This window comes from Brevibacillus sp. FW301-21C12A (assembly GCF_058788915.1).
This window is the reverse complement of record NZ_JBYTBG010000007.1, coordinates 1-12,041: the sequence shown is the minus strand read 5'-3', so window position 1 is coordinate 12,041 and position 12,041 is coordinate 1. Positions and strand designations below refer to the sequence as shown.

At 51.3% G+C, this 12,041-nt stretch carries 12 protein-coding genes; 8 read left to right on the top strand and 4 right to left on the bottom strand.

What is annotated here, in order from left to right:
- Positions 1-196: 196 nt before the first annotated feature.
- From AC3WQH_RS06665 to AC3WQH_RS06630, 8 genes are all read left to right on the top strand, one after another.
- Entirely contained in the window at positions 197-925 is a 729-nt protein-coding gene (locus tag AC3WQH_RS06665) for an amino acid ABC transporter ATP-binding protein (protein WP_005835001.1), read from the top strand.
- A 43-nt stretch (positions 926-968) separates the two neighbouring features.
- Positions 969-1,823, top strand: coding sequence for a transporter substrate-binding domain-containing protein (locus tag AC3WQH_RS06660; protein WP_005834999.1), 855 nt, complete (start codon positions 969-971; stop codon positions 1,821-1,823).
- An 83-nt stretch (positions 1,824-1,906) separates the two neighbouring features.
- On the top strand, positions 1,907-2,560 hold the full coding sequence (locus tag AC3WQH_RS06655; protein ID WP_007781739.1) for an amino acid ABC transporter permease: 654 nt from the start codon (positions 1,907-1,909) through the stop codon (positions 2,558-2,560).
- A gap of 14 nt (positions 2,561-2,574) precedes the next feature.
- The gene (locus AC3WQH_RS06650) at positions 2,575-3,225 is read left to right on the top strand and encodes an amino acid ABC transporter permease (RefSeq protein WP_005829028.1); all 651 of its coding nucleotides are present in this window, start codon (positions 2,575-2,577) and stop codon (positions 3,223-3,225) included.
- A 79-nt stretch (positions 3,226-3,304) separates the two neighbouring features.
- Complete coding sequence (locus AC3WQH_RS06645) at positions 3,305-4,573, top strand: sensor histidine kinase (RefSeq protein WP_007781745.1); 1,269 nt, start codon at positions 3,305-3,307, stop codon at positions 4,571-4,573.
- Between the two features lie 3 nt (positions 4,574-4,576).
- On the top strand, positions 4,577-5,494 hold the full coding sequence (locus AC3WQH_RS06640; protein ID WP_005829032.1) for a response regulator: 918 nt from the start codon (positions 4,577-4,579) through the stop codon (positions 5,492-5,494).
- A gap of 152 nt (positions 5,495-5,646) precedes the next feature.
- Positions 5,647-7,146: a dGTP triphosphohydrolase gene (dgt, locus tag AC3WQH_RS06635; protein WP_007781749.1), complete on the top strand. Its 1,500-nt coding sequence runs from the start codon at positions 5,647-5,649 to the stop codon at positions 7,144-7,146.
- Positions 7,147-7,158: 12 nt separating this feature from the next.
- Positions 7,159-7,884: a nucleotidyltransferase family protein gene (locus AC3WQH_RS06630; RefSeq protein ID WP_005829036.1), complete on the top strand. Its 726-nt coding sequence runs from the start codon at positions 7,159-7,161 to the stop codon at positions 7,882-7,884.
- A 114-nt stretch (positions 7,885-7,998) separates the two neighbouring features.
- Here the strand turns inward: AC3WQH_RS06630 and AC3WQH_RS06625 are convergent, their stop codons facing one another.
- Genes AC3WQH_RS06625 through AC3WQH_RS06610 form a run of 4 tightly spaced genes read right to left on the bottom strand, consistent with a single transcriptional unit; the run spans position 7,999 to position 11,490 of the window.
- Positions 7,999-8,724, bottom strand: coding sequence for an ABC transporter ATP-binding protein (locus AC3WQH_RS06625; RefSeq protein WP_005829038.1), 726 nt, complete (start codon positions 8,722-8,724; stop codon positions 7,999-8,001).
- Between the two features lie 4 nt (positions 8,725-8,728).
- Positions 8,729-9,535 (bottom strand): ABC transporter permease, encoded by an 807-nt coding sequence (locus tag AC3WQH_RS06620; protein ID WP_007781753.1) that lies wholly within the window; start codon positions 9,533-9,535, stop codon positions 8,729-8,731.
- 18 nt (positions 9,536-9,553) lie between these two features.
- On the bottom strand, positions 9,554-10,144 hold the full coding sequence (locus AC3WQH_RS06615) for a nitrous oxide reductase accessory protein NosL (RefSeq protein ID WP_005829041.1): 591 nt from the start codon (positions 10,142-10,144) through the stop codon (positions 9,554-9,556).
- The gene (locus AC3WQH_RS06610; RefSeq protein WP_374993152.1) at positions 10,141-11,490 is read right to left on the bottom strand and encodes a right-handed parallel beta-helix repeat-containing protein; all 1,350 of its coding nucleotides are present in this window, start codon (positions 11,488-11,490) and stop codon (positions 10,141-10,143) included. Before AC3WQH_RS06610 ends, AC3WQH_RS06615 begins: the two co-directional genes overlap by 4 nt.
- Positions 11,491-12,041: the final 551 nt, after the last annotated feature.

Here is a 12,041-nt window from a genome sequence, read left to right as displayed (position 1 = left end):
GATGCCAGTCGTCTTCTGTGCCACACAGGCAGGAAGCGGCTGGTTTTTTGTTTGTCTGCTCGGCCGGAAAAGCCGGGTCCTACGCCTTTATTATTAGAAAATTATAAAGAGAAATAAAATACTTTGTATTTTTCTGTAGATTCGGGTAGTTCGTCCTTACCATACAAACTATGACAGAGAGCAAGGGGGGATCTGGTTGATTAGTTTTCATCAAGTCAACAAACATTACGGGAGTTTCCACGTCCTGAAAAACATCGACCTGCATATCAACCAGGGAGAAGTAGTCGTCGTCATCGGCCCGTCTGGATCGGGGAAAAGTACGATGGTTCGCTGTATCAACAGATTGGAAACGGTTACAAGCGGAGAGCTGCTGGTGGACGGGGTAAAAGTAAACGACAAAAACACCGACATCAACAAGCTGCGCCGCAATATCGGCATGGTGTTCCAGCACTTCAATCTGTATCCGCACAAAACCGTGTTGGAAAACATCACGCTGGCGCCGATCAAGGTGCTGGGCGTATCGCAGAAGGAAGCGGAAGAAACCGCGCTCTACTACCTGGAAAAAGTAGGGATTCCGGAGAAGGCGGAAAAATTTCCGACCCAGCTCTCCGGCGGTCAGCAGCAGCGTGTAGCGATTGCGCGCGGACTGGCCATGCGCCCGAAAATCATGCTGTTTGACGAGCCGACCTCGGCGCTCGATCCCGAGACGATCGGGGAAGTACTGGACGTCATGAAAAAGCTGGCGAAGGAAGGCATGACGATGGTCGTGGTCACCCACGAAATGGGCTTTGCCCGCGAAGTGGCAGACCGGATCGTGTTCATGGACCAGGGCAGGATTCTCGAAGAGGCTACGCCGCAAGAATTTTTCGAAAATCCGCGTGAAGAACGCGCGCGCCTGTTCCTGAGCCGGATTTTGAATCACTAGACATTCACTTAAAACAATAAAAAAGAGATGAGGGGTAATTCAGATGAAGAAAAGTGTATGGAAAAAACTCGCAGGTATGGGTCTTGTATTGATGCTGAGCGCAACCGCACTCGCAGGCTGTGGCGGGGGCAAGACAGAAGGCGGCGCGGCAGGCTCTGCATCGAATGGCGCGGCGGCTGGTGCCGGAACATTGGCAAAAATCAAGGAAAGAGACAAGTTTGTCGTAGGCGTGAAGTACGACCTGAACCTGTTCGGTCTGAAAGATCCGTCGACAGGCAACGTAGAAGGCTTCGACATCGACATCGCCAAAGCGATTGCAAAAAAAGTGCTCGGTGACGAAAACAAAATCGAGCTGAAGGAAGTTACCTCCAAAACGCGTATCCCGATGCTGAAAAACGGGGAGATTGACGCGATTATCGCGACGATGACCATCACCGAAGAACGCAAAAAAGAAGTAGACTTCTCCGATGTGTACTTCATGGCAGGACAGTCTTTGCTGGTGAAAAAGGACAGCCCGATCAACAGCATCAAAGACTTGCAAAAAGGCATGAAAGTGCTGACCGCAAAAGGCTCGACTTCCGCGAAAAACATTCGCGAGAGTGCACCGGATGCAGAAGTGCTTGAATTTGAAAACTACGCAGAAGCCTTTACCGCGCTCAAAGCTGGACAAGGTGACGCGCTGACGACCGATAACGCCCTGCTGTACGGAATGGCGAAGCAAGATCCAAACTACCGCGTAACCGAAGAAACATTCACCGAAGAGCCGTACGGAATCGCGATCAACAAAGGCGACGCCGAGTTTGTAAAAACCGTGAACGACGTGTTGAAAGAAATGAAGGAAAACGGCGAGTACGACAAGATTTATGAAAAATGGATCGGGGAAAAACCAAAAAAATAAGCGGTTCGACTCCATGACGGATGAGCGGTTCACTCTGCCGCTCATTCCCTTATTTTCTTACGACTAGGGGGATCGCAACAGAGATGATCGATTTTTCTATCTTGTTTGAGCACTGGGACATGTTTATCGAAGGCTTCTGGAACACCGTGCAAGCCAGCCTGCTCGCTCTTGTCGGGAGCTTGGCTTTAGGGACGCTATTCGCCATTTTTCGGATTTCGCCGATTCGCCCGCTCAACTGGATCGGTACGGCTTACGTCGAGTTTGTGCGCAACATCCCGCTGATTCTCGTCGTCTTCCTGTTCTTTGTCGGCCTGCCGGCGCTCGGGATTGTACTCGCGCCGTTTGTCGCTGGTACGCTCGGGCTGACTGTCTATACGGCAGCGTTTATCGCGGAGACGATTCGCGCCGGGATTCAAGCGATTCCAAAAGGGCAAATGGAAGCAGCCCGTTCCTCGGGTCTGACTTACAACCAGGCGATGCGCTACATCATTTTGCCGCAAGCGATCAAAGTCGTGATCCCGCCGATGGGCAACCAGTTTATCAACCTGGTGAAAAACTCTTCGGTGCTTGGCGTCATTGCAGGTCTTGACTTGATGTACTTCGGCGACCTGATTTCCGCTGATACGTTTGTGACGTTTGACGTTTACATTTTTGTCGCAGTCTTTTATCTGATTCTGACACTTCCGTTGAGCTTGCTCGTAGGCTACCTGGAGCGACGCTTGGCTGGAAGCCGCTAAGGGGAGGGGACATCATGGACTTTATCGGAGCATACGCGCCCAGTCATTTGACCTTCCTGCTAGAAGGTTTCTGGATTACCCTGCAGGTTGCCTTTTTATCGATTGTGTTCAGCTTCGCCATTGCCATCGTCGTAGGGGTGCTTCGCTACGCGAAAATTCCCGGCGTCTCCCAGGTGCTGGCTACCGCCGTCGAGCTGATTCGCAACTTGCCGCTCTTGTTGATTATTTTTTTCACGTACTTTGCCTTGCCGGAAGTCGGCATCAAGCTGGACAAGTTTTATGCGGCTGTGCTGGCACTGGTCATCTTCGAGGCGGCCATGCTGTCGGAAATCGTGCGCAGTGGTTTAAAATCGGTGGAAAAAGGGCAGATTGAGGCTGCGCGCTCCTCTGGCCTTACCTACGTGCAGACGCTCTGGCACATTGTGCTGCCACAGGCGCTCAGACGGATGGTTCCGCCCATCGTCAGCCAGTTTATCTCGCTTCTGAAAGACACTTCGCTCGCGGTCGTGATTGCGCTGCCGGAGCTGATGAACCATGCGCAAATCATCAATGGCCGCAACGTCAACTACGTGATTCCGACTTTCCTCTTGGTGGCAGTCATGTACTTTGTGGTCAACTACGCTTTGTCGATCGTATCCAAACGTCTTGAAAACAAACACGCCTGATGCAAAAGCATCTTTTCCGATCTCCAGTTCTTTGTAAAATAGGAATGGGAGATCTTTTTACGTGCTAAAGGGGGCATCTATGCGCGAGCGCCTGTTGGTCCTCATGATTATTATGCTGGCAACCGCCTTTTTCGGAGAGATGAAGGTCAACCCGCTCGGGGGAACGTTTCGTTTCTCGCTGGGGATTGCCGCTTTCTTTTTCGGCCTGCTCTGGTTTTCGTCCGTGCCCGTGATCTTGACCGGCTTTTTGACCGGGACGTTCATTCTCGTCTTCCGCGTCGGGCTGGATTTGTTGATGGAGTACCGCCCGTTGCTGGAGAGCGTGTCTGTCCATCTGCCGTCCGCGTTTTACTACTTCAGCTTCGCGATTTTGTTCCGTGTGCTGCGGGCCCGAGACTACCTGGAGTTTCCGCTGAAGATGGGGCTGATCGGCGCGTCCGTCGACTTTTTGTCCAACCTGGTCGAGCTGCGCGTGCGCGAGTATTTTACCGACTTTCCGCCGCTTACGTGGCAGAGCTTTTTCATGCTCCTGATCTTCGGCGTGTTGCGCAGCTTTTTTGCCGTCGGCTTGTACAACAGCGTCTCGATCCGGCAAATTCGCGCGGTCGGGGAGGTGCGGCAGCAGGAGCTGGAGCGGCTGCGGATGATAAATACAGAGCTGTACGAAGAGGCGTTCTACCTGCGCAAGTCGATGACGCAACTGGAAGACATCACGCGCGAGAGCTATCGGCTGTACAGGCGGCTCTTGACCGCGCAGCACGCCGAATCTCCGACGGCATTGACGATTGCCGAAAATGTGCATGAGGTGAAAAAAGATTCGCAGCGCATCCTCGCGGGCATCTCCAAGCTGATTAACCAGGAAGGGCTTGCTTCCCAGCTTCCGATCAGCGAGCTGTGCGAGCTGGTGATGAGAGCCAACCGGAAGTACGCCGAAATGCTGGGCAAAGAAATTCAGTTTACATGGAGCTGTTATGTCAGCTTGTCGACGAATCAAATCTACGCGCTGCTGTCTGTGCTGAACAATGTGGTCGCCAATGCAGTAGAAGCGATTGACGAATCGGGTAAAATTGTACTGAATGTCCAACTGGACGGACGGCACATCGTCTTTTCCGTGCTGGACAGCGGACCGGGGATTTCGCAAGAGGAACGGGAATGGGTGTTTGAACCGGGCTATACGACCAAGTATGATGAAAAAGGCAATGCGTCCACCGGCATCGGCCTGACACACGCCAGAGGCATCGTGCAGAGCTTGCAGGGACAACTGCAAATTTTGCACGACAGAGGGCTGTGGACGCATTTTGAAGTGCGGATTCCGACGGATCAATTGCTGAGAGGGGAGGGAGTATAGCCGATGATACGTTTCTTTTTGATTGAAGACGATGCCGTGGTGCGCCGCATGCTGGAGCGCATTATTGCAGACAGCGGCCTGGGCGAGATCGTGGGCCAGGCCAGCGATGGCAATCGCGTCTCCATCGACCAGTTGTACGGAGTGGATGTCGTGCTGATCGACCTGCTCATGCCAGGGCTAGACGGCATCCAGACGATCAAGAAGCTGCAAGCGGAAGGATTCACGGGCCGATTCATCATGGTTTCCCAGGTGGAAAACAAGGAGATGATCGGGGAGGCTTATTTGCAGGGGATTGATACGTTTATTCAAAAGCCGATCAACCGCCTGGAAGTCATTTCTGTGCTCAGGAGGGTATCCGATTACTTGACACTGGAAGCCTCGCTGCAATCCATCCGCAAGTCGCTGCAAATTTTGGATGTCAAAGGAAAAGAGCAGCCGGCGAGCGGGCTGAAAAAACCATCCTCGGACGAAGAGAGCCTCGCGCAAAAAGCGAGACAACTGCTGCTGCAGCTCGGAATCGCCAGCGAAGCGGGAGCGCACGATCTTTTGGTCATCATGGGCTGGCTCGCCCAGAACGAGCGGGAAGTGGACAAGCTGCGCGATTTGCAGTTGAAGGAGCTGTACACGCAAATTTTGACCAAGCTGCATGGCAACCTCGATGAACAGGCGCTGACCAAAGAAGTGCGAGCGATGGAGCAGCGCATTCGCCGCATGGTGCTGCAAGCGTTTACGCATTTGTCCTCGCTCGGCTTGACGGATTACGCCAACCCGACCTTCGAGCATTTTGCCCCGCGCCTGTTCGATTTCCAGGAAATTCGCCAGCGGATGCAAGAGCTGGAGGCCGGAGAAAAAACGACGAAATGCCGGATCAGCGTGAAAAAGTTTTTATCTGTTTTTTATATGGAAGCAAAAGCGATTTGAACCGGGGGAGAGCATTAAAATTGTAGCTGCCGATCATACTGGCAGCTTTTTATATTGTAGGTAAAAAGTATTGTTGTTCATTTGTTTGAAGTGCAAAAATTACCAAAATGATACTTAGATGTAGTAAAATAGGGGAAGGGGGGATTAGGAAAATGGAAAATACGTTAATGCGATGGGACCAATTGTTGAGCGGGGTTCGTTTGCGAGACCGAAAGGTGAAAGATCGAACTAAGGATAACGAATATGATCTGCGTAATGACTTTGATGACGACTATACCCGATTGGTAATCAGCTCGGCTGTTCGCAGACTTCAAGATAAGGCGCAGGTTTTTCCATTGGACAACAGTGATTTTGTACGTACACGTTTGACTCACTCTCATGAGGTAGCTACAATTGGCCGATCCTTGGGAATTAGCGTGGAAAAGTATCTTCACAAGCAAAAGCCTCAGGCCTTTCAAGAAGAGTCTGTTGGAAAGTTGAGTGCACTGCTAGCTGTTGCTGGCCTTGTTCACGATTTAGGAAACCCGCCTTTTGGCCATTTTGGGGAAGCGGCCATTCAAAATTTCTTTCGAGATTGGTTTAACGAAGATAATGTAAAAAAATTGACTTCGGTAGCTCTCCAAAATGTAGAGCAGATGCAAGCTGATTTTGAAAATTTTGAAGGAAATGCTCAATCATTTCGCTTGCTGACCAAACTGAATGGATTGGTGGATGAATACAGCTACAATCTCAGTGCAGCTTCGCTGGCAAGTATTTTGAAATATCCCCGATCTTCGCTTGAAGGAAACAAAAAGAAAAAGGAGCGACAGGCGAAAAAGCTCGGGATTTCCTATAAAAAGTTTGGGTATATGACTTCCGAACAGGACCGTTTTGAACTGGTTCGTGAATATACGGGTATTTTGTCCTTTCGCCATCCGGCTACTTTTTTGCTTGAAGCTGCAGATGATATTGCTTATTCGGCAGCGGATATCGAAGACGGTTGCAAAAAGAAAGTTCTGGATTATTCGATTATTACAGATGTGTTTGCGGAATTCTTTACGACGGAAGAAGAGAAAAACTTACTCGATTCATTTAGGAACGACTTTAAGCAAAATACTGAGGAACGACGTTCAGATCGCTTGGACAACGCAGTGCAGAAGTTGCGGATTAAAGCGCAAGGACTCATGATTCATGGAGTAGTTGAAACGTTCCTTCTTATGCACGATAAAATTTTAAATGGCGAATTTGATGACGAGATTCTCGAGAAGTCAAAAGCGGCAAAGGTTAGGGAGGCGTTTCGAACCCTCGCAGAGAATTATATTTTTCCTAATCAGGAAATAATCACACGCGAGCTTGTTGGAGGGAAAGTTATCCGCGGGCTGCTAGAGATCTTTGTGAGTTCAGTAAGTAGCGATAACATTTATGATGGAAAGGAATTGGAAAGAGATATCTTCAAGTTCCACGATGAATTTGCTCGCTCGGAGAAGGGAAAAAACTTTATGCTGATCTCTGATAACTATCGTTACCTTATGCAGAAGTATCCGTTCTCGCTTCAAGCGGATAAATCGCCTAGTCTGTATGACCGATTATTGCTGGTCACAGATTTTGTTTGTGGCATGACTGACACTTATGCGCTAGAATTGTATCAAAAGCTATCGGGCATAAAATTGTAAGGAGGGCTACCTATGGGCGGGGCATGGAAATGTGCTCAAGATGACTATAAGCAGACAGTTGTAATCCTAAAAAGGATTGAACTGCTAAGACAAGTCAGCCCACAAGTAGATCGATTGCTAAACGACCTTAGTTCCTATGGCGATTTAATTTTTATTGGCGGCGCAGTGCGGGACTTGGCTGAGTACAGAACCCCACGTGATTACGATATTATTGTCGATAGCTCACATACGGATTTTTCGGCAGCTTTTTCGGGCTTGTCTTATAAGAAAAATCGCTTTGGAGGCTATAAGCTAAAGGTAGATGGGATTGAATTTGATATATGGGGAATACAAACTAACTGGGCTTTTCGCGAACGCTTACTAGTTCCGTGTTTTGAGAATATATCAAAAGGGGTTTTTTTTAATTTTGATGCACTTTGCTTCCATTTACAGTGGCAAAGCCTTGACTGTACGCATTTCATGGAAGCTATAGATAATAAAGTGCTGGATATTTTGCTGGATGATGAAGCTGTATGGAAAAATCCAACACCGGAAGTCAATGTTGTCCGAGCGTGGAAGATACATAAGACACGAGGACTGCAATTTTCTGATCGAGTGAGGAAATATATCAGGGATTGGGCTGCTACTGCTGATAATCCTCAAGAGAGACTTTTAGAGGCAGAACGTAAGCATTACGGAGATAAGAGTAAGTATTCCTATGAGGACTATGCACAACTCTTATCGGTTGTTGAAGTTTGATGCTCAAAACCACTGATACCATGTGTCAGTGGTTTTGGAAAACATCATTATGCTTATTTATGTCGTGCCGGCAAATCTTCATTAACACGAGAAAATTTTCTCGTGTTTTTTCATTTATGCATGCGCGCGCGATACCAGCTCGGCAAACGCGCCGTACAGGCCGACGGTCCCGTACTGCTTCTGGTAGCTGCCAATCGTGTCGTCGCGGACGATTTGGCCGTTCATGAGAAAAATCGCCCGGTCCGCCACCGCGTCAGCGACCTGGAGCTGGTGCGTCGAGAAGATGACGGATTGTCCCGCCAGCCGCAGCTCGCGCACCAGGTCGACGAAGGCGTCCATCCAGTAAGGATCGAGGCCGTTCGTCGGTTCGTCCAGGACGACGAGCGCGGGCTTCGCCAGAATCGCCTGGGCGAACAACAGCCGCTGCTGCATCCCTTTGGAAAAGTGCGTCACGCGCTTATTGCGGGCATCGTGCAGGCCGACCGCCTTCAGCATTCTGTCGGCGTCCTCGGCGGTGCGGTTGCGCAGGGCGGCGTAAAACTCCAGCGTTTCTCGCGCGGTCAGGCCAGCGCTGAAGGAGAAGTGGTCAGGCATATACCCGATCTGCTGCAAGTATTCGACGCGCTGCTCCTCCCAGGTCAGGCCGTTGAGCTGGATCGTGCCAGCAGTGGGGCGGAGGATGCCGACCAGCATGCGCAGGATCGTGCTTTTGCCCGCGCCGTTTCCGCCGCACAGAGCGACGACTTCGCCAGGCTCGATGCGCAGGCTGAAAGGATGGACAATCGTTTTGTCGTTGATCGTTTTGCTTACCTGATCGACGGTAAGTCCGAAGCTTTGCACGGTGTTACCTCCTTTCCCATGCCCGGGTAGCGATCCACAAGGTCGCGCCAATCCAGAGCAGACAGAGAGCGACGAAGCAAACGTCGCCGAGCGCAGAGTCAATCCAGTAAATCCACTTGTAGTATTCGGGGCCGAAGATCGCGCCGCCGCCCAGCCTGGTCACAGAGTAAATCCGCACAAATTCAGCCGGGTTGAAAAAGGTCACAATCTGCAACAAAGGCTTGATCCACGTATAAGGTACGAAGCTGAGTACGGAAATCAACAGCGTCGGCCAGGCCAAAATGTAAAAGAACCAGATGCTGACGCCCATCGTCAAAGCTTGCCAGCGGTTGCGGCACAAGGCGCCGATCACCATGGCGATCCCTAAAAACAGCAGAATGAGACAGATGGAAAAGACGAGCAAAAACAGCAGGGTGGAAAAGGCAAAGCTTTTTCCGAGCAACAGTCCAGCCACGCCGGAGACGCCGTAGCCGAAGCTGACGATGGCGATCAGCACCAGCGCCTGTCCCGCGTATTTGCCCACGAGAAACGACGAGGTCGTCATCGCGTAGGTGGAGAGAAGCTGCCAGCTCCCTTCCTCTTTTTCCGCCGTGAGGGAAAAAGAGGAGAGCAGCATAGTCATCAGCGGCAGCAGGTACAAGATCAGATTGAGCATGGTGCCTGTCGTGTACGTATAGCCTTTCATGTAGGACTGCGACTGGATGATGAGCAGCCCCAGGCTAAACAGGGAGAACAGCGCCATGAAGGAGTAGGACCACGGATTGCGGAAGCCTACCTTCACTTCCCGTTTGGCGATCAGATTGATGTGCAAGGCTCTCCACTTCCTCTATTAGTGGTGTGTCGTTGTCGTCGTGCTGCTGCCGTGCGCAGGGGTGCTCTCCATGTCGCCCGATTGATGTCCGCCCGAGGAAGGGCCTTCCGAAGAATGCCCGTCCTTTTTCATATGCTTGCTCATGCTGCGCTCCCACGTATGGTTTTTCAGGCCTTCCGCGTCCATGATGACGCCTTTCTTTTGCTCCGCGACGAATTTCTCCGCTTCCGCCTTGTCTTTGAACGAGTAGATGCCGTAGCTCATCGGCGTTTTGAACTCTTTGTCATAGGCGAATGTCGCCTGCTCGGCTTTTGTCCACTCCGCTGTGTAGTAGTCGCGGACGTACTGCATCGCGACTTCATCGGTGCCGTGCTGTTCCGTCCATTCGTGCAGGCAGCCGATGTCGTCGAATTTCAGCGCCTTGCCGTCTTTCAAAATGATTTCGGTTGCGTTGTGATCGTTCGGGACGTGCATGTGGCAAATGTCGCATTTGTCCACGCCTTCCGCGATCTCGACAGGCTGTGCTTCTTCCTTGCCGCAGCCGACGATGAGCAGGCTGATGCCTGCGATTGCTCCGAGTGTGGTCACCCATTTTTTCAAATTCATCATGATTTTTTCACTCCTACGTAAATGAATGTACAGCTTCCTGCCAAAAGAATAAGGCCAAGGATGCCTGCGCCCCAGTTGCTGCCTGTTTCGGCATTAGCAGAGACGACAGCAGAGGTCGGCATCAGCGGTGTTTCGTCCCGGATCGGGCTGCCTGCACCGCTCGTAAACAGATTTTCCAGAAAGACGAAGCCCGGCGATTGGAAAAACAACTGGTAAGCGGGAATCGCGTCTGTCAGGCCGAGGTAAAACGGATTCATTTCATACGGCAAATCGCTTTTGTGGTCGCCGTCCACATCGAGGCCGAGCAGGTTGTCCCAGTAGTTGCCGTTCAGGTTGTCCGTTGCGCTGTCCTGGGCCTGGGCGGCGATGACATTGGAGATGAACTGGTTGTTCGTCCACGTATTTCCCGCGGAGGCGATCAACTGCATGCCGACGAAGTTGAGCGAGAGCTGGTTGCCTGTGACCGTAATCCCGCTGGAGCGCTCCAAGTATAGCCCGACGCGGTTTCCTTCGATGTGGTTGTCCGCAAGCAGCGAGTTTTGCACGTCGTAGAGCAGGATGCCCTGGGAATTGGGGTTTTTTTGCTGCTTCAAAAACCGGTTTCCGACGACGGTGGCATCGGCTGTTTCCATCAGCATCGCGCCTGTGACGTTTTCGCTGCCTGTATTGTTCTTCAGGGAAGTTTGCGTGGTGCCCATCAGGTGGTAGCCGTAGCGCGATTTTTCCACCCGGTTTTGCGTGAGCTCGTTCCCAGTGCTTTTTTCCAGGTAAATCCCGTCAAAGACGTTTGTGACCTGATTTTCAATCAGTCGGTTGTCGTGCGAGTCGTACAGGTCGATGCCGTTTCCTTTTTGGGCCTGGACCGTCACCTTTGGCTTGCTCGCGCTTTTGGACAGATGCGCGCTGTGGTCGTGGCCGGCATCGCTTGCGCTGCCTCTGTCCTTTACCTTGCCAATGACCGAGACGTTGCGTATCGTGTTGGCATTCGCGCCTCGCAACTGAATCCCGGTTCCCATCGTTTCCACGGTGACTTTTTCCAACAGGTTGCGGCTGCCGCTTACGATGATGGAGGCGTCCTCGCTGTTGATTCGTCTGTCCAGCACCGTAATGCCTTGCAAAGTCACGTCGTCTGCCGCGATCGTCAGAGCAGCTTCCTCGCTCGGATTGGTCAGCTTGACCTCGCCTTTTGCCAGCAGCTTGAGCGGCTTCGTGATGCGGATGGGACCTTCGTACTTGCCATCCGGTATCGTGACGGTGTCGCCTGGCGCTGCCTGGTCGATCAGCGCTTGCAGGGACGCTTCGGCCTGCGCCGGATAGGCCGCTGGCAGGATGAGCACAAGCGCCAATGAAGATGCCAGCAGCAGGCGGAACGCGGTTTGGTTTTTTCTTGTGCGAGTCAGGGTAGATTCCCCCTTTGTAATGAGAGCTCTCGAACTTTCCTCCTGAGGGAAGGGCGGCCAGCTACATTCAGGATAGCAGTCCCTTTTCATTTTCGGATGACTCAAACGGGCTATAAAACGTGTCAAAAATCGCAACGATTTTATAAAAACTGGAAGGAGTTGTCGGCAGGCGGACACGGCTGGAAGACGGCGGGGAAAAAACGCTTTCCTCGCTGCTTTTCGGACAGGGGGAGGAAAATGGCAGATTGGAAGGCAACATCGGCATAGAAAAACGCTTCCCCGGAAATAGCGAGGGAGGCGTTTTTGCGTGCGGTACGCATGGGCTTTGTTATTTCTAATATTTGGGTGAAATGGACAAGGGAAAGTTCCGATACATACAAAGAAGAGATAAGGAATAATATTACAAAGTTTCTTTAATAAGATTCATCACCATAACCCGTGCTAGACATTGAAAAAACGTAGATGTTCCTCTATCGTGAAAGTTGTCCTGACCATCA